This is a genomic window from Microbacterium salsuginis (assembly GCF_012524205.1).
GTDB classification, from domain to species: domain Bacteria; phylum Actinomycetota; class Actinomycetes; order Actinomycetales; family Microbacteriaceae; genus Microbacterium; species Microbacterium salsuginis.
Genome location: NZ_JABACI010000001.1, coordinates 878122 through 895129, shown reverse-complemented (window position 1 = coordinate 895129; position 17008 = coordinate 878122). Strand labels below are relative to the sequence as shown.

Annotated in this window: 17 protein-coding genes; 12 read left to right on the top strand and 5 right to left on the bottom strand. The window is 69.8% G+C overall.

Translation table 11 applies throughout. The features are described from left to right. The first annotated feature begins 49 nt into the window (after positions 1 to 49). Positions 50 to 454, top strand: a complete 405-nt coding sequence (locus HF576_RS04370) for an ArsR/SmtB family transcription factor (protein WP_168911517.1) — start codon at positions 50 to 52, stop codon at positions 452 to 454. A 171-nt stretch (positions 455 to 625) separates the two neighbouring features. Here HF576_RS04370 and HF576_RS04365 read toward each other — a convergent pair whose 3' ends face one another. Together HF576_RS04365 and HF576_RS04360 are read right to left on the bottom strand one after the other, a co-directional pair. After that, positions 626 to 1447, bottom strand: coding sequence for an ABC transporter permease (locus HF576_RS04365; RefSeq protein ID WP_168911516.1), 822 nt, complete (start codon positions 1445 to 1447; stop codon positions 626 to 628). Then, complete coding sequence (locus HF576_RS04360; protein WP_205834710.1) at positions 1444 to 2376, bottom strand: ATP-binding cassette domain-containing protein; 933 nt, start codon at positions 2374 to 2376, stop codon at positions 1444 to 1446. Before HF576_RS04360 ends, HF576_RS04365 begins: the two co-directional genes overlap by 4 nt. Positions 2377 to 2482: 106 nt before the next feature. On the opposite strand from HF576_RS04360, the gene HF576_RS04355 reads away from it, so the two are divergent. From HF576_RS04355 to HF576_RS04335, 5 genes are all read left to right on the top strand, one after another. Next, positions 2483 to 3412: a TetR/AcrR family transcriptional regulator gene (locus HF576_RS04355; protein WP_168911515.1), complete on the top strand. Its 930-nt coding sequence runs from the start codon at positions 2483 to 2485 to the stop codon at positions 3410 to 3412. 114 nt (positions 3413 to 3526) lie between these two features. After that, entirely contained in the window at positions 3527 to 3718 is a 192-nt protein-coding gene (locus HF576_RS04350; protein ID WP_019182077.1) for a helix-turn-helix domain-containing protein, read from the top strand. A gap of 83 nt (positions 3719 to 3801) precedes the next feature. Beyond that, complete coding sequence (locus HF576_RS04345; RefSeq protein WP_003792170.1) at positions 3802 to 3900, top strand: 30S ribosomal protein bS22; 99 nt, start codon at positions 3802 to 3804, stop codon at positions 3898 to 3900. Between the two features lie 64 nt (positions 3901 to 3964). Further along, positions 3965 to 4258 carry a rhodanese-like domain-containing protein gene (locus tag HF576_RS04340; RefSeq protein WP_168911514.1) on the top strand — a complete coding sequence of 98 codons (294 nt, stop codon included), beginning with the start codon at positions 3965 to 3967 and terminating at the stop codon, positions 4256 to 4258. 35 nt (positions 4259 to 4293) lie between these two features. Next, entirely contained in the window at positions 4294 to 4539 is a 246-nt protein-coding gene (locus HF576_RS04335; protein ID WP_168911513.1) for a glutaredoxin family protein, read from the top strand. A gap of 162 nt (positions 4540 to 4701) precedes the next feature. Here the strand turns inward: HF576_RS04335 and aspS are convergent, their stop codons facing one another. Then, entirely contained in the window at positions 4702 to 6042 is a 1341-nt protein-coding gene (aspS, locus tag HF576_RS04330; protein ID WP_168911512.1) for an aspartate--tRNA(Asn) ligase, read from the bottom strand. A gap of 181 nt (positions 6043 to 6223) precedes the next feature. Here aspS and HF576_RS04325 point away from each other — a divergent pair, with 181 nt between their 5' ends. The 6 genes from HF576_RS04325 to ccsB all read left to right on the top strand — a co-directional run bounded on the left by HF576_RS04325 (position 6224) and on the right by ccsB (position 11825). Then, positions 6224 to 6829 (top strand): DedA family protein, encoded by a 606-nt coding sequence (locus HF576_RS04325; RefSeq protein ID WP_168912069.1) that lies wholly within the window; start codon positions 6224 to 6226, stop codon positions 6827 to 6829. 42 nt (positions 6830 to 6871) lie between these two features. Then, positions 6872 to 7501 carry a histidine phosphatase family protein gene (locus HF576_RS04320; RefSeq protein WP_168911511.1) on the top strand — a complete coding sequence of 210 codons (630 nt, stop codon included), beginning with the start codon at positions 6872 to 6874 and terminating at the stop codon, positions 7499 to 7501. Then, on the top strand, positions 7498 to 8109 hold the full coding sequence (locus tag HF576_RS04315) for a TlpA family protein disulfide reductase (protein WP_168911510.1): 612 nt from the start codon (positions 7498 to 7500) through the stop codon (positions 8107 to 8109). Before HF576_RS04320 ends, HF576_RS04315 begins: the two co-directional genes overlap by 4 nt. Then, complete coding sequence (locus HF576_RS04310) at positions 8106 to 8972, top strand: cytochrome c biogenesis protein CcdA (protein ID WP_168911509.1); 867 nt, start codon at positions 8106 to 8108, stop codon at positions 8970 to 8972. Before HF576_RS04315 ends, HF576_RS04310 begins: the two co-directional genes overlap by 4 nt. A gap of 22 nt (positions 8973 to 8994) precedes the next feature. Then, positions 8995 to 10641 carry a cytochrome c biogenesis protein ResB gene (gene resB, locus HF576_RS04305; protein WP_168912068.1) on the top strand — a complete coding sequence of 549 codons (1647 nt, stop codon included), beginning with the start codon at positions 8995 to 8997 and terminating at the stop codon, positions 10639 to 10641. A gap of 110 nt (positions 10642 to 10751) precedes the next feature. Next, on the top strand, positions 10752 to 11825 hold the full coding sequence (gene ccsB / locus HF576_RS04300; RefSeq protein ID WP_168911508.1) for a c-type cytochrome biogenesis protein CcsB: 1074 nt from the start codon (positions 10752 to 10754) through the stop codon (positions 11823 to 11825). 66 nt (positions 11826 to 11891) lie between these two features. On the opposite strand, the gene HF576_RS04295 is transcribed toward ccsB, so the two are convergent. Next, on the bottom strand, positions 11892 to 13925 hold the full coding sequence (locus HF576_RS04295) for a YhgE/Pip family protein (RefSeq protein ID WP_205834694.1): 2034 nt from the start codon (positions 13923 to 13925) through the stop codon (positions 11892 to 11894). Then, complete coding sequence (locus tag HF576_RS04290; RefSeq protein ID WP_168911507.1) at positions 13922 to 16966, bottom strand: MMPL family transporter; 3045 nt, start codon at positions 16964 to 16966, stop codon at positions 13922 to 13924. The genes HF576_RS04295 and HF576_RS04290 overlap by 4 nt, the downstream gene beginning before the upstream one ends. Positions 16967 to 17008 lie beyond the last annotated feature (42 nt).

Below are 17008 nucleotides of genomic sequence, written 5' to 3'. Positions count from 1 at the left end.
TGAGACCCGTGTCATGGTACTCCGATGGGCTCCCGACTAATCTGAGCACATGGCGGACATCTTCGACGTGATCGCGGACGGCACGCGTCGCGACATCCTGCGACTTCTGCTCGATCGCTCATCCGCCGGAGAGCAGGGCACCAGCGTGTCGCACATCGTGCACGAGCTCGGCGCGAGCCAGCCCACAGTCTCGAAGCACCTGAAGGTGCTGCGCGACGCGCACCTCGTCTCGGTGCGCGAGGAGGGCCAGCATCGCTACTACAGCCTCTCGGCGGCGCCGCTGGACGAGGTGGACGACTGGCTGGTCCCGTTCCTGGACGAAGCGGCTGAGGTGCCGGCGGTGCCGTCCTCCCTCCCCGAGCCTGCAGCGCACGCGGCCGAAGTGGTCGGCCGTGCCGCAGCATCCGCCAAGCACGCCCTCGAGAACGCCCTCCGCAAGCTCCCCGGCCGCTGACCGTCGTCGGGTTGCGCGGGTGCCGGCCCGACATACCTCTGCCGTGCTCCGGTCGTTGAGCGAGCGAGCGCCAGCGAGCGAGACGAAACGCCTCGAGCCACCGTTCGACGGCTGTGCAGTGCGTTTCGTCTCGCTTCGCTCGCTAAACGAGCGGGAGTCATCGCGCCGGAGTCAGCGGCGACCGGCCTTGCGGCGGAACAGCCACGCGCCCCAGATGAAGGCGCCGACGAGGATCGCGAGGCACCAGGCCACGGCCCAGCCGACGTAGTCGTCGACCGGTGTGCCCATGAGCAGGCCGCGGATGGTCTCGATGATCGGCGTCACCGGCTGGTACTGGGCGACGCCCTGCAGCCACTCGGGCATGGTCGCCACGGGGACGTATGCGCTCGAGAGGTACGGCAGGAACAGGATTATGAAGCCGTAGCCGTTGGCTCCCTCGGGGCTGCCGGAGGCGAGTCCGATGGCGGCGAACAGGTAGGTGATCGCGAGGATCCACAGTGCGATCACCGCGACCGCGCCGATCCATCCCCACACGTCGGCGGTGGGCCGGAATCCGACCAGGAGCGCGACGCCGATCACGATGCCGGTCGCGATCAGGTTGCGCAGCAGGCTGGCGACGACGTGCCCGGTGAGGACGGCGCTCGCGCGCAGCGGCATCGTGCGGAACCGGTCAATGATGCCGGCCTTCATGTCGCCGGCGACGTAGACCGCGGTCGCCGACGCGCCGAACCCGGCGCACGTCAGGATCACGCCCGGCACCACGTACTGGACGTAGTCGCCGGTGGGGTCGATGGCGCCGCCGAAGACCCACGTGAACATGAGCATGAGCATGATCGGCAGCATGATCGCCATGAGGAGCGATTCGCCGTCCCGGAGCGAGTGCAGCATGCTGCGTCCGACGAAGACGCTCTCAGCGGTGAGGCCCGAGACGCGCGGGCGCAGGGCCGGCGGTGCCGGCGGGGCCGGCCGTGCCGGCGGGGCGATGGTGGTCATGCGAGCTCCTTCACGGAATCGGCGGCGGTGGGCTGGGGCTGAGTGGCGGCGCTGCCGCCGGTGAGGGCGAGGAACACGTCGTCGAGGCTCGGGCGACGCAGGGTGACGGTGCCCTCGGCGCCGGACTCGTCGAGCACGTCGAGGGCTCGACGCAGCCCCGACACGGTGCCGTCGGTGGGCACCTCGCGCAGCAGGTCGCCGTGGGCGTCGTGCAGCTCGACGGTGTCGCCGCCGATGCGGCTCTTCAGCTGCGCGGCGGTTCCGGTCGCGACGATGCGGCCACCGTCGAGCACCGCGATGCGGTCTGCGAGCTGGTCGGCCTCCTCGAGGTACTGCGTGGTGAGGAACACCGTGGTGCCCGCTTCGGCGAGCGAGCGGATGACATCCCACAGCTCGCGGCGGCTGCGCGTGTCGAGCCCGGTCGTGGGCTCGTCCAGGAACAGCACCTCGGGGGTCACGACGAAGCTCAGGGCGAGGTCGAGCCGGCGGCGCATGCCGCCCGAGTAGGTGCCGACGCGCTTGGCCGCGGCATCCGTCAGATCGAAACGTGCCAGCAGCTCGGCCGCCTTCTTGCGCGCCGCACGGATCGACAGACCCGACAGGCGCGCCAGCATGACGAGGTTCTCGGTGCCGGTCAGGACGTCGTCGACGGCGGCGGCCTGACCCGTCAGGCTGATGCGCTGTTTGATGGCCTGCGGGTCGCGCACGACATCGATGCCCGAGATCTCGGCGGTTCCGGCATCCGGGCGCGTGAGGGTGGTGAGCACGTTGATGGTGGTGGTCTTGCCGGCGCCGTTCGGGCCGAGGAGCGCGAACACCTCGCCCCTCCGGACCGTGAGGTCGAGGCCGTCGAGCACGGTCTGGCGACCGAACTTCTTGCGCAGGCCCCGCACGGCGATGGCCGGCGGCGCGATGGTCGGGTCGTTCATCGAGGCATCCCTTCGAGTGGTGTGTACGTGAGAAACTGTTTAGCGCAGTAACTGTTTATGACGGTAACACACTGTTTACGAGATATACAGACCTAGACTTGGCCGCATGACCGACGTGCCAGAGCCTGAGCTTCCCCGCGGCATCGCTCTCGCGTGGGGCGTGGCGGCGAATCCGCAGCGCGGCCCCAAGCGCGAGATGAGCGTCGAGCGCATCGTCGAGGCGGCGGTCGAGATCGCGGATGCCGACGGCCTGGGTGCCGTGTCGATGGCAGCCGTGGCCGCACGCCTGGGCTTCACGCCGATGTCGCTCTATCGATACGTCACGGCGAAGGACGACCTCGTGCTGCTGATGCAGGAGGAGGCCACCGGGCTGCCGAGCGAGGAGGCCACGAGCGCCGGCGGTTGGCGGGAGCAGCTCACGGCGCTCTACAACGAGCAGGTGCAGATGTACCTGCGCCACCCGTGGGTCCTCGACATCCCGATCAGCGGATCCCCGGTGACCCCGAACAGCGCCGCGTGGATGGACGCCGGCCTGCGGGCGCTCGCCGAGACCGAGCTCACCTACGAGGAGCGCCTCGCCGTCGTGCTCATGGTCACCGGCACGTCACGCTGGACCGGGACGGTGCTGGCCGGATACGCCCGCACGGAGCGTGAGCGTGGGATCCGCGGGCACGACATCACCGTCCAGGAGGACGCGCTCTTCCGCGCCCTGATCAGCGCCGACGGCTACCCGGAGCTGCGCGCGGCCATCGAGGCCGGCGTCTTCCTCGACGAATCGGACCCGTTCCTGTTCAACCTGGAGCGGAGTCTCGACGGGGTCGCCGCCTACATCGACCGCGTGACGTCCGAAGGGCGCGGACCGCGGTCGCCGTGGGCGCGGCTGGACGACTCCGAGATCATGGACGACAAGAAGTTCCGCGAGGCGCAGAAGGCCGTGCGCGCGGCCGAGAAGACGCTGCGCGACGCCCGCAAGCTGGAGCGCCAGGCCGCCCGGATCGCACACGAGCACCGCGCGCGGCAGCGTGGCGATGCCTGAACCAGCGGCCCCGCTTTCTCACAGGTCACACCGGTTTACATGCGCCCCGTGTTTACACGCACACCGCGCGGGATCTAGAGTGTCGTCAACACTTCTGGGGAAGGAATGACACAAATGGCGGAGCTGCCCGACGTGCGCTTCCTCACCGTCGCCGAGGTCGCAGAGCTGATGCGCGTCTCGAAGATGACGGTGTACCGGCTCGTCCACTCGGGCGAGCTCCCGGCGGTGCGGTTCGGGCGCAGCTACCGCGTCCCCGAGTCCGCGGTCACCGAGGCCCTGCAACGGCCGATCGCCGACGTCGGCTAGACTGTCCCGAGGCATTTTTCGCATCTGCCCCGATCCCGGGCGCGCACATGTTGCGCCCAGACCCCGACATAGTGAGGTTTTCCGTGGGTTCTGTCATCAAGAAGCGCCGCAAGCGCATGGCGAAGAAGAAGCACCGCAAGCTGCTTCGCAAGACTCGCCACCAGCGCCGCAACAAGAAGTAAGCGGCCACCACACCAAGCGCCTGTCCATGGACGGGCGCTTCGTGTTCTGCCGCGGGAGGAACCGATGAAGTCCATCACCGTCCAGCAGCTTCGCGATCGCGTCGACGTGCCGCTCATCGACGTGCGCGAAGTCGACGAGTTCGCCGCCGGGCACGTGCCGGGCGCCGTCAACATCCCGATGTCGGCCATCGGCGGCCGGCTCGACGAATTGCCAGAGGGCGCGTTCGACGTCATCTGTGCGATCGGTGGTCGCTCGGGCCGGGTGGTCGAGGCGCTCGAGGCGCGCGGCTACGACGCCACGAACGTCGACGGCGGCACCAACGAGTGGATCGCCGCGGGCTTTCCGGTCGAGCGCTGAGCCGCAGCATCCGTCGGCGCTCCTAAACTGAAGCGGTGACGACGCTCACCCTCATCGGCAAGCCCGACTGCCATCTGTGCGATGTCGCGCGCGAGGTCGTCGAGACCGTCGTCGCCGAGCTGCCCGAGGATGCCGTCGACGTCGAAGAGCTGTCGATCGCGGATGACCCCGCGCTCTATGCCATGTGGTGGGAGAAGATCCCGGTCGTGCTCATCGACGGCGAGTTGCACGGCCACTGGCGCGTGTCGCCCGACCGCCTGCGCTCCGCACTCACCGGCTGACCCCCGACGCTCCGGGGCCAGGCCAGGCGCGTGCCGGGTTGCGAAAACACCAGTCGGTGACGGCGACACGCCGGTGACGCACGCCTCAGCCCGGCGTGTCGCGCGACGGACTGGTGTTTTCGCACGAGGGAACCGGATGACGTCGACCGACGCCGGCGGAAACTACGGGGCCAGGCGCGTCGGACCGCGGAACAGGTAGGTGACCTCGCGGATCGAGTCCTGCCCGAGCAGCAGCATCATCACGCGCGCGAGGCCCATGCCGAAGCCGCCGTGCGGCGGGGCGCCGTAGCGGAAGAAGTCGAGATAGAAGTCGAGGTGCTCGGGCTCGAGGCCCTTCTCCTTCGCCTGCTCGATCAGCACGTCGACGCGGTGCTCGCGCTGCGCGCCGGTCGTGATCTCGACACCCTTGAAGAGCAGGTCGTAGCTCTTGGTGAGCCCGGTCTCCTCGTCACGCATGTGGTAGAACGCGCGGATCTCGGGGTGGTAGTCGGTGATGAAGACGAACTGGTGTCCGTAGGTCTCCTCGACGTAGGCCGAGATCTGACGCTCGCCTTCGGGGTCAAGGTCGCCGTCGGTGCGGGGCACCTCGTAGCCGCGGCTCTTGACGATCTCGAGCGCCTCGGCGAGCGGGATGCGCGGGAACGGGATCGCCGGAACCTGCACCTCGAGGCCGAACAGCTCCTCGATCTCGGCGCCGTGCTTGTCCTTCACCGCCTGGAACGCGGTCGCCAGCAGCTCTTCCTGCATCTTGGCCACGTCTTCGTGCGAGTCGATCCAGCTGATCTCGGCGTCGATCGACGTGAACTCGGTCGCGTGGCGCGACGTGAACGAGGGGTCGGCGCGGAAGGCCGGGGCGATCTCGAAGATCTTGCCGAAGCCGGCGACCTGCGCCATCTGCTTGAAGAACTGCGGTGACTGCGCCAGGTAGGCGGTCTGGTCGCCGAAGTACTCGAGCGAGAAGAGCTCGGCATTGGATTCGGATGCCGAGGCCATGAGCTTCGGCGAGTGCACCTCGATGTAGTCCCGCTCGATCCAGTACGAGCGCATCGCGTGCTCGAGCGTGGTCTGCACACGGAAGATGAGGTTGTTGCGACGCTGGCGCAGGTCGAGGAAGCGCCAGTCCATGCGCTTGTCCATGCCGGAGTCCGCGGCGATCGGCGTCTCGGGCAGCGCCGCGGCGGCGATGTCGAGCGATCCGATCTTGATCTCGACGCCGCCGAGCTTGACCCGCTCGTCGTGCTTGAGTTCGCCTCGCACGGTCAGGAAGGTCCCGGTGGCGAGGTTCGAGATGAGGTCGGTGAGGGCGAGGGCTGCGGCATCCTGTTCGGTGCCGTCCTCGGCGGGCCGCGTCGCCGGATTGACCAGCTGCACGGCGCCGGTCTCATCGCGAAGGATGACGAACTGCACCTTCTTCTGGTCTCGGACGGTCTCGACCCATCCCGACACCGAGACGGGGCCGTCGGCGAGACCCTTGAGCTGGCCAATCAGAGCGCGTTCAGTCACGAGGGTCAAGTGTACGTTGACGGCATCCCCCCGCTCGATTCGGGGGCTGGCACCCAGGAACGGTTCACGTCGCTCGCCTAGCGTCGAGGACGTGACAGAGATCCTCGCGACCCCGATCGGCACGACTGCCACCTCTGACGGCTCCTGGCTCAGCGCTCTGGCGGACTGGGCGGTCTCGCTGATGGATGTGATCGGCCCCGCAGGCGCCGGTATCGCCATCGCGATGGAGAACCTCTTCCCGCCGCTGCCGAGCGAGGTGATCCTGCCGATGGCGGGCCTGGCCTCCAGTCGCGGCTCGTTCACGCTGGTCGAGGCGCTGCTGTGGACGACAGCCGGCTCGGTGGTCGGTGCGCTGCTGCTCTACGGCCTCGGGGCGTGGCTCGGCGTGGCACGCCTGCGGACGATCGCGGCCAAGGTGCCGCTGCTGCGGCCGGCAGACATCGACCGCACCGTCGCGTGGTTCGGTCGGCACGGGGGAAAGGCCGTCTTCTTCGGGAGGATGATCCCGATCTTCCGGAGTCTGATCTCGATCCCGGCGGGGATCACGCGGATGCCCCTGTGGCGGTTCGTGCTGCTCACCGCGACGGGAAGCCTCATCTGGAACTCGATCTTCGTACTGTCGGGGTTCTTCCTGGGGGAGGCGTGGCACATCGTCGAGCGCTACGCCGACATCCTTCAGTACGTCGTGATCGGGGTCGCCGCGCTCGCCGTCGCCTGGTTCCTGTTCGTGCGCATCCGGAGCCTGCTGAACGACCGCGACACCGGGCCGCAGCCCGAGGCGGACTGACGCTCAGCCGCCCCACAGAACCAGCCGCCGTAGACTGGGGCGGTGCCCGCCGATCGCCTCCATCTCGTGCGCCATGGGGAGGTCCACAATCCTCGCCGCGTGCTCTACGGGCGACTCCCCGGTTACGGGCTCAGCGCGGACGGGCGGAACATGGCCCGGCAGGCGGCCGAGTTCGTGCACGCGATGCAGCGACCGGTCGCGACGCTCATCTGCTCGCCGCTGCAGCGCACGCGCGAATCGTCCGAGCCGTTCACGGCGCTGTTCGGCATCGAGCCCGTCATCGACGAACGCGTGATCGAGCCGACCAACGTCTTCGAGGGCAAGCGCATGATGCGCGCCCTGGTCAATCCCTGGAACTGGCGCCACCTGCGCAAGCCGGCGCTGCCGAGCTGGGGGGAGCCGTATGCGGACGTCGTGGGTCGCATGAATGCGGCGATGACGCAGGCGTGGGATGCCGTGGACTCGGGCGATGTCGTCATCGTCTCGCATCAGCTGCCGATCTGGGTGACCCACCTCGCGGTCGCCGGACTGGCGCTCCGCCACGACCCGCGCGACCGCCGGTGCGCGCTGTCGAGCGTCACGAGCTTCGAGATGGTGCAGGGCAAGTGGACCGAGACCGCCTACGCCGAGCCGGCGTCCACGGCGGGAGCAGTGGACGTGGGGGCGGTATGACCAGGACCGGGCGCAGGCTGCGGGGCGCGGGGACTGCTCTGCTGGCCGTCGGCCTCATCGCGGGGCTCGCCGCGTGCACGAACGACCCCCTCGCCGACCAGTACCGCGAGGGCGACAACAAGGGCTTCATCGCGGCCAGCGGGTTCGAGGTGGAGGAGATCCCCGCGAACGAGCGCACCGAGCCGATCGAGTTCGAGGGCGTTCTCGACATCGGAGGCACCGCCACCAGCGCCGACTACGCCGGCGACGTGCTCGTCGTGAACTTCTGGTACGCCGCGTGCGCCCCGTGCCGCGTGGAGGCGGAGCAGCTCGAGGACGCGCACGAGACGTTCGAGGGTCAGGACGTGTCGTTCCTCGGAGTCAACCTGTACGACGGGGCGGAGGCGTCGCGCGCGTTCGCCGACAAGTACGGCGTCACCTATCCGAGCGCCCTGGCGACCGAGGACGGCTCGATCAAGCTCGCGTTCGCCGGGCAGACCCCGCTCAACGCGGTGCCGGTCACGCTCGTGCTCGACTCCGAGGGCCGCGTCGCGGCACGCATCATCGGGCAGCTCGACGACGCGTCGATCCTCGAGGCGCTCGTGCGCGACGCGCTGGAGGAGGCGTGAACCTGGGGGCGCTCGTCGCCGACGGGTCGCTCCTGGTCGCGATCCCGATCGCGGTGCTCGCGGGGCTGGTCTCGTTCCTGTCGCCGTGCGTCCTTCCTCTCGTGCCGGGGTACCTCGGCTTCATCGGCGGCGCGGTCGCGCCGCGCCAGACGCTGGTGCGCGCCCGGGGCGTCTCAGCTCGCTTAGCTCGCTCGACCACCGGTGGGTCTCGGTCCGTGAGCGAGGAGCGCAGCGACGAGACGCATCGCGCGGTGACGACGACGGATCTCGCAGCCGGGGCGCCCGCCCGCGGCCGGCTCGTGCTGGGCGTGCTCCTGTTCATCGCGGGGTTCACCGTCGTGTTCGTGAGCATCGCCGTGCTCGGCGGAACCATCGGCCGCTTCCTGTTCGAGTACCAGGACCTCATCACCCGCATCCTCGGGGTCGTGGTCATCGCGATGGGGCTCGTCTTCGTCGGCGCGTTCGGCTGGATGCAGCAGATCGCCCGCCCGCAGGTGCGCTCGAACCTGGGCCTGGTCGGCGCCCCGCTGCTGGGCATCGCGCTCGGCATCGGGTGGGCACCGTGCATCGGCCCGACTCTCGCGGTGATCCTGTCGATGGCGTTCGACTCCGGCTCCGCCGGGCGCGCCGCCCTCCTGGGCGTCGCGTATTCGCTGGGGCTCGGCATCCCGTTCCTTCTCCTCACCCTCGGCTTCGGGTGGGCTACGCGTTCGGTCTCGTTCGTCCGCCGCCACATCCGCGTCGTGAATCTCGTCGGGGGCGCCCTGCTCATCCTCGTCGGCCTGCTCATGGTGACCGGCGTCTGGACGGCGATCATGGCTCAGCTGCAGGGGGTGTTCGCGAGTGTCCCGGCCCCGCTCTGACGTGTCGAGCGCCGGCGACCCGATGCGTCCGGCGGACCATGCCGACGCCGCCGAGCCGTCGGGCGACGTCAACCAGCCCGCTCTCGGCTTCGTCGGTTGGCTGCGGTGGGGATGGCGTCAGCTCACCTCGATGCGCACGGCGCTCGTGCTTCTGCTGCTGCTCGCGATCGCCGCGGTGCCCGGCTCGCTCGTGCCGCAGCGCAGCGCCGATCCCAACGGCGTCACCCAGTACTTCACCGACAATCCCGAGCTCGCCCCGGTCCTCGACAACCTGAGCATGTTCGACGTGTACACGTCGCCCTGGTTCTCGGCGATCTACATCCTGCTGTTCGTCTCGCTCGTGGGTTGCGTCATCCCGCGCACCAAGCACCACTGGAAGGCGCTGCGGGCGACACCGCCGCGCACTCCCGCACGCCTGTCGCGCCTGGACGTGCACCGCACCGAGACCCTCGAGTACACCGACGATCAAGCGGCCGCGGCTGCGGCATCCGCGTCGATCGAGGCCGCGCAGCAGCAGCTCAAGAAGGCCGGCTACCGGGTCGCGCGCGACGACTCCCGCGGCGTGCTCTCGGTCTCGGCCGAGCGCGGCTACATGCGCGAGACCGGCAACCTCGTGTTCCACGCGTCGCTCGTCGGCGTGCTGCTCGCGGTCGGCATCGGCGGCGGCTTCACCTACACCGGCCAGACCGTGATCATCGAGGGCCGCACGTGGGTCAACACGATGCTCGACTACACGTCGTTCAATCCGGGGCGTTTCGTCGACGAGAACTCGCTCACCCCGTACGCGCTGACGCTGGACCGCTTCGACGTGACCTACCAGCCGCGCGGCACGCAGGGCGAGGGGCAGGCGGGGGACTTCGTCGCGAACCTCACGACCCAGCGCGCCGGCGGCGCCCCCGGCTCCGGCGAGGTGCGCGTCAACCACCCGCTCGAGATGGCGGGCGACCGCATCTACCTCATGGGCAACGGCTACGCCCCCACGCTCACGATCCGCGACGCGGCCGGCGAGGTCGTGTTCTCGGAGTCCGTCCCGTTCCTGCCGCAGGACACCAACATGACCTCCCTCGGCGTCGTGAAGGTGCCCGACGGCCTCGACGAGCAGATGGGCCTCGTCGGATTCTTCTACCCGACGCAGGTCCAGCGCCAGGACGGGGCGTTCACTTCGGCGTACCCCGCTCTGACGAATCCTGTCGTGACGCTGGACGTCTACACCGGGGACCTCGGCATCGACGGCGGCGTGCCCCGCTCGGTGTACACGCTCGACACCGGCGAGATGGACAAGCTCACCGGCCGGGGCACCGACGTCGAGTCGATCGAGATCGCGCCGGGCGAGACCGCCGAACTGCCCGGCGGACTCGGCTCGATCACGTTCGAGAACGAGGCGCCCGACGGCGCGAGCGGCTACGACGAGTCGGTCAAGCGCTATGTGTCGCTGTCGGTGCACCGGGATGCCGCGGCCACGTGGGTGCTGGTCTTCGCGGTGCTCGCCACGGCGGGCCTGCTCGCGGCGCTGTTCGTCCCGCGCCGCCGCATGTGGGTCAAGGCGACCCCGCAAGGCCACACGGTGCAGCTCGAGTACGCGGGTCTCGCGCGCGGCGAGGACCCGACACTGGATGCCGCGGTGGAGCAGTTCGTGCAACGGCACCTCGCCTCGCTGCCCGACGGCTGACGGCATCCCCACCCTGTTTCGAATCGCGCACTTTGCACGATTTCGGGGTTCCGGGTTGCCAAGTGCGCGACTCGAAACGCCGATGACGCCCCCGACGTAGACTGAGAGCCATGCCCGAGTCCTCTGCCCTGACGCTCGAATCGGTATCGGTGCTCCTGGTGTGGACGGCCATCGCCATCTACGCGCTCGCGTTCGTCGCGTACGCGGTCGACCTCGCCCGCCGTGGCGCCGTGGCCGTGGATGCCAAGGGCGCCGCGAAGACCGAAGACGCCCGCGAGCTCGTCGCGGCCGGGAGCGGATACGCCGGCTCCACCGGATCGCGAGCCGGAGTGATCGCCGCGATGCGTGCACAGGAGGAGGCCTCCGAGGCAGCCCTCAACGCCCCCATCGGGCGCCGGGAGCGCCTGGTGTGGGCGCGGATCGGCACGTCACTGACGGTGCTCGCCTTCCTGTTCCATCTCGGCGGCGATGTCACGCGCGGCATCGCCGCGGGACGCGTGCCGTGGTCGAACATGTACGAGTTCGCCCTGACGGGCACGCTGCTCGTCGTCGCGGTGTACCTCGGGGTGCTCTTCCGGTACGACCTGCGGTTCCTCGGCTCGTTCATCACGGGTCTCACGGTGGTGCTCCTCGGTGCGTCGGCGCTGAGCTTCTACGTCGAGATCACGCCCCTCATGGACCCGCTCAAGTCGGTGTGGCTGGTCATCCACGTCTTCGTGGCATCCCTCTCGACAGCCCTGTTCGCACTGGCGTTCGGCCTGTCGGTGCTGCAGCTGATGCAAGCCAGGCGCGAGCGCGTCCTCGCGGCCGCGCCCGACGCCGACGGACCGACGGTGAAGAGCGGTCCCGGCTTCCTGCGCACGCTGCCGGGCGCCGACGCACTCGAGGCGCTCGCCTACCGGTTCGCCATCCTCGGCTTCATCTTCTGGACCTTCACGCTGATCGCGGGCTCGATCTGGGCGAACGACGCGTGGGGTCGCTACTGGGGCTTCGACACGAAGGAAGTCTGGACCTTCGTCATCTGGGTGCTCTACGCCGGCTACATCCACGCACGCGCCACGCGCGGCTGGCGCGGTGCGCGTTCGGCGTGGCTGTCGATCATCGGGTTCACCGCGGTGATCTTCAACTTCACCATCGTGAACATGTTCTTCAAGGGCCTCCACGCCTACTCCGGACTGGAGTGACGGACCCGCGACCGCACCGCGGCCGCCCGGGGAGCTGCTTCCCCAGCCGCATGCGGTTCGGCGGACTCAGGCCGTGGCCGGCCCCGCCTGCAGCAGGGCGCGTGCCGTGATCGTGCGACGCCGGGCGACCGCGATGATCGTGACCACCAGGGCGCCGAGCGACCAGATGATCAGTCCCGCGAACGCGGCGCCGAGCCCGGATGCCGAGGTCAGCGCCGCCAGCATGCCCTGGTAGGCGGGGGTGGTCGGCATCAGGCCGGCGATATCGCTCAGCACACCAGGCGCCGTCGAGACGACGCCGGTCGCGACGCCGAGCACGCCCACCAGCGCGGCGATCCAGCGCCCCGCGCCACCGAAGACCGCCACCAGCGCCTGATTGACGGCCGCGAACGCGACGCCCGCCACGACGCAGACCGCGGCGAACACGGACCATTCCGCCCACGAATACGACGCGGCCAGCTGCACGACTCCGGCCACGAGCAGACCCTGCGCGACACCCAGCCCGGCTGCGGGCAGCAACGAGCGCAGCGCCAGCACGGCCGAGGGAGCGCGCGAGGTGAGAGCCCTGCGCGACACCGCCTGCAGCGCGATGAAGGTCCCGAGACCCCCGAACCACAGCGCGAGCATCGCCAGCAGGGGCACCGCCGATGCGCCGAACAGCGACGTTCCGATGCCCTCGGCCGCGACCGGGTCGGCCACGACGCCGGCGAGGTCGGTTGCTTCGTCGTCGGTGTACGAGGGAATGGAACCGGATGCCGTCGCCAGGCCGCTCGCGAGCTCTCCGGTGCCGGAGGCGAGTTGTGCGACGCCGTCGGCGAGGCTCGTGGCGCCGTCGGCGGCCTGCCCGGCGCCCGTTGCCAGCTGCGAGGCGCCGTCGGCGAGACCGTCGGCACCGTCACGGATGCCCGACGCGCCGGTGGCGAGCTGGCCTGCGCCGGCCGCCGACTGGTCGATGCCGCCGGCGAGCTGCGTCAGTCCGCCGCCGAGAGCCGCGACGTTGCCGCCGATCGTGCGGAACTGGGCGGCGAACGTTGCAGTCGCGCCGGCATCGAACTCCCTGAGGCCGGCTGAGGTGCCGGTTGCCGCGGCTTCTGCCCTCGTCGCGACCGCTGCGGCCTCGGTCAGCTGCGCGCAGAAATCCGGTGTCGCCGCGGCCGCACAGTTGGCGACCAGCTGGTCGAGGCTGTCAGAGACGCCGGTCGAAAGAGCCGCCGAACCGTCGGCAGCGGCGTACAGTCTGTCGTCCACGACGCCGGTCTGTTCGAGCTGCGCGGCCCCGCCGTTCACGCCGTCGGCGAGCTGCTGCGCGCCTCCGGCCGCCTCGCGGGTCTTGCCGGCGATCGTCGCGAGCCCGGACTGCAGCGACGTCGCGCCGCCGGCGAGCTGACCCGCACCGTCGGCGAGCTGACCCGCACCGCTGGACAGCTGCGACGCCCCGTCGCCGAGCTGAGCGATGCCGCCCGGCAGCTCGGCCGCGCCGTCGGCGGCCTGCTGCGCGCCGTCGGCGAGCTGGGTCGCACCGTCGGCCGCGGTGCCGAGCTCGTCTCCGAGCGTCGTGAACCCGAGGAGCACGTTCTCGAGGTACACGCTGGAAAGCTCGCTGCCCATGGTGGACGCGGCGGCGTTCGCGACCTGCGCGGTGATGGCGTCGTCGACGATGAGGCTGTCGGGCGGCGTCTGCACCTCGATGGTCGCCTGTTCCGGAACCTCGCCGGGTCGGGTCGAGGTCGCGGCGGCCGAGAAGTTCTCGGGGATCGTGATGACCGCCGCGTATGTGCCGTCGGCCAGACCCGACGCCGCGTCGTCGGCGTTCGAGATGGTCCAGGTGAGATTGCTGTCGAGCTCGTCCGAGCCTTCGACGAGGCCCGCCGTCAGCTGGCGACCGAGAGGCACCGTCTGCCCGTCGATCGTGACCGGTTCGTCGTCGTTCACGATCGCCGCGGTGAGGCTGTCGAGTCGCTCGACGGGGTTGTAGAGCGCCGCGACGAGGATGCCGCCGATGACGACGGGGAGCAGCAGCACGCCGACGATCGTGATCCACGTGATGGGCCGGCGCGAGCGCGAGCGCTCGATGGGCAGGGTCAGGGCGTTCGGAGTCATGCGGTCATCTCTGCGGTGGTGGTGGTCTGAGTCGTTCCGGCGCGCAGCGCGAGCGAGCTCACGTCCGCGCGGTGCGCGTCTGCGAGAAGCGCCAGGACGGCACTCTCGCTGCGGGTGGTCACGACGAGCGTGAGCCGCGCACCCGCGTCGGACCCGGTGCGCAGGGCCTCGGCGCTGTCGTGCAGGAGCGCGGCAGCCTGATCGCGCTCGGCGGCGTCGAGCACGTCCGCGCCGTCGATCACGACGAGCCGTGCACGGCTGCCGAGTGCGCGACGCAGCGCCTGCACACGGTCCTCGGCGTCGGCCAGCAACGCGACTCCGACATGCGCACGCACCCACGCGGCCCGTTCGGGCAGCAGGTGTCCGCCGACGCGCAGGCGGCCCTCGCTGGGTGTGAGGCGACCGGCGATGGTCAGCGCGAAGGCGCGGGCCGACCGCGGGTCGCCGATGGCGATGAGCGTGCCGCCCGGTTCGACGCGGAAAGCGGCGTCCTCGAAGAGCACCACCTCGCCGAGCTCGCGCCCGCCGTCGGCACGCACGGCAACGCCGTCGCCGACGAGCGCCGCCGTGGAATGCGGCTCGGGCCAGTCAGCGAGCGAGAGCTCGCGCTCCACGGCCTCGCCCTCGATGTCGAAGTGCGGGAGGACGCGCTCCAGCCAGCGGGGCATCCACCATGCCTTCGCCCCGAGGAGGGCCATGACGGCCGGGACGAGGGTCATGCGCACCAGAAAGGCGTCGACGGCGATGCCCACCGCGAGTCCGAGGGCGATCGGCTTGATCGAGGAGTCACCCTCCGGCACGAACGCCGCGAACACCGCGAACATGATGACCGCTGCTGCGGTGACGACGCGAGCGGAAGCCGTGAAGCCCGACCGCACCGCGCCGAGCGCGATGTCGCGAGCGCTGCGGGTGGGGTGGCCCGCGGCGGCGCGCCGGGCGTGCACGTAGTCCTCCCGCATCCGGCTGACCAGGAACACCTGGTAGTCCATCGCGAGCCCGAACAGCACGCCCATGAGGATGATCGGCATGAAGCTGATGACCGGGCCGGTGCGCGTCACGTGCAGCAGGTCGGCGAACCAGCCCCACTCGAACACCGCGGCCACGACGCCGAACGAGGCGGCGACCGACAGCAGATAGCCGAGCGCGGCCGTGACCGGCACCCAGATCGAGCGGAACACGATCATGAGCAGGATCAGCGACAGCCCGACCACGAAGATCCCGAACGGCAGCAGGGCGGCGCCGAGGCGGTCGGAGATGTCGATGCCGACGGCCGTGAACCCCGTCACCTTCAGGTCCACGCCGTACTCGTCCTGGAGTTCCGGGGCGAGGTCGCGCAGCGCTCGCACGAGTTCCGCGGTGGCCGGGTCGTCGGGTGCCGTCTCAGGCACGATCTGGATCAGACCCGTATCGGCGGTCTCGTTGGGTGTCGCCAGGGCGATCTCCTTGACGCCGGGAACCTGCTCGATCTCGTCGGCCAGGTCCGCCATCAGGCCGAGAGGGTCGGTGGAGGTGACGATCGTCCCCGTCATGATGAGCGGACCGTTGGCACCCGGACCGAAATGCTCGGCCGTGAGGTCGTACGCCTGCCGCGCCTGGCTCGACTCCGGCTGCACACCCGCGTTCGGCAGCGCAAGAGCGAGGCTCGCCGCCGGAATCGCCATGACGCCGAGGGTGAGGACGACGGCGACGGTGGTGAGGAGGGGGTGTCGTGTTACGAGGGTGACCCACTTGTTGGTCTTCTGATGAGCGGCGTGCGTTGGTTGCCGGGCTTCGTCGGGATTCTGTTCGCGCGTGTCGGCGGCCAGAGTGGGCGCTCCCGCGTGCCCTGAGGTGTGCTCGAGACCGGCATGTGCCCAGGCGGAAGCGGTGCCCGCGTCGTCCGCGCTTCGAGGCTCATCGGGGTCGGTGGCTGTGGGGGAGCCGGTCGTTGAGAGAGCGAGGGACGAGCGAGACGAAACGCGCTGGATCTTGCGAGATCGCCGTGGCAGCGGCATCCCGGCACTTGCCAGCTTGTGGCCCCAGCCGACCACTCGGCCCTTCGAGAAGCCGAGGAAGGCGGGGGTCAGCGTGATGGCGACGACCACGGCGATCGCGACAGCCACCGCGGCGGCGATGCCCATCGTGGTCAGGAACGGGATGCCGGCGAATCCGAGGCCGATGAGGGCGATGAGCACGGTCACACCGGCGAACACCACGGCGGAGCCGGCGGTGCCGGTCGCACGGGCAGCGGATTCCTCGGGGTCGACGCCGGCGCGGACCTGATCCTGATGTCGCGCGACGATGAACAGGGCGTAGTCGATGCCGACCGCGAGTCCCAGCATCACCGCGAGCATCGGGGTCGTCGACGAGATGGAGGCGAACGCGGTCGAGAGGTAGATGAGGGCGATCGCGAGTCCGACGCCAATCAGGGCCGACGCGAGCGGGAACCACGCCACCGCGAAGGAGCGGAACGTGACGATCAGCACGAACAGTGCGATGAGGACGCCGACCGCCTCGATGATCGACAGCGCGGGGACGGATGTCGAGAACAGGTCACCGCCGAGGGCGACCTGAGAGCCCTCGGGCAGCGAGCCGCGCAAGTCGTCGGCGACCTCCTCGAGAGCGCTCGTCGTCTCGTCGGTGACGTCCGTGGCCTGTCCGTCGAACTGCAGCCGGATGATCGCGGCCGACTCGTCGTCCGAGACGAGGCCGGTCACCATCTCGTCGAAGGGATCGGTCACGGCGATCACTCCGTCGAGATCCTCGAACTCGGCGATCGAGTCGGCGATGCCCGACGCGTACGGATCGACGTCGACGGCATCGCCGTCGGCGGCCACCACGACGAGCTGCGCACTCGTGCCGCTCGCCTGCGGAAAGCTGCGCTCGAGCAGCTCGATGCCCTCCTGCGCCTCGGTCCCGGGGATCGAGAACGAATTGTCGGTGCCCTTCATGAACAGCGCAGCACCGCCGCCCGCGATGCCGAGCAGCAGCACCCAGGCGATCAGCACGCGCCACGGGCGGCGGTAGGACCAGCGTCCGAGGGCATACAGGAGAGTGGACACAGCGCCTCCGGGTTCACGGATGAGAAGAGCGAGAACTGTCGA

What these genes read in the sequence shown, in the direction of transcription:
- HF576_RS04370 (WP_168911517.1), top strand. Translation starts at nt 50, where the DNA reads ATGGCGGACATCTTCGACGTGATCGCGGACGGCACGCGTCGCGACATC.
- HF576_RS04365 (WP_168911516.1), bottom strand. Translation starts at nt 1,447, where the DNA reads ATGACCACCATCGCCCCGCCGGCACGGCCGGCCCCGCCGGCACCGCCG.
- HF576_RS04360 (WP_205834710.1), bottom strand. Translation starts at nt 2,376, where the DNA reads ATGAACGACCCGACCATCGCGCCGCCGGCCATCGCCGTGCGGGGCCTG.
- HF576_RS04355 (WP_168911515.1), top strand. Translation starts at nt 2,483, where the DNA reads ATGACCGACGTGCCAGAGCCTGAGCTTCCCCGCGGCATCGCTCTCGCG.
- HF576_RS04350 (WP_019182077.1), top strand. Translation starts at nt 3,527, where the DNA reads ATGGCGGAGCTGCCCGACGTGCGCTTCCTCACCGTCGCCGAGGTCGCA.
- HF576_RS04340 (WP_168911514.1), top strand. Translation starts at nt 3,965, where the DNA reads ATGAAGTCCATCACCGTCCAGCAGCTTCGCGATCGCGTCGACGTGCCG.
- HF576_RS04325 (WP_168912069.1), top strand. Translation starts at nt 6,224, where the DNA reads ATGGATGTGATCGGCCCCGCAGGCGCCGGTATCGCCATCGCGATGGAG.
- HF576_RS04315 (WP_168911510.1), top strand. Translation starts at nt 7,498, where the DNA reads ATGACCAGGACCGGGCGCAGGCTGCGGGGCGCGGGGACTGCTCTGCTG.
- resB (WP_168912068.1), top strand. Translation starts at nt 8,995, where the DNA reads ATGCGTCCGGCGGACCATGCCGACGCCGCCGAGCCGTCGGGCGACGTC.
- ccsB (WP_168911508.1), top strand. Translation starts at nt 10,752, where the DNA reads ATGCCCGAGTCCTCTGCCCTGACGCTCGAATCGGTATCGGTGCTCCTG.
- HF576_RS04295 (WP_205834694.1), bottom strand. Translation starts at nt 13,925, where the DNA reads ATGACTCCGAACGCCCTGACCCTGCCCATCGAGCGCTCGCGCTCGCGC.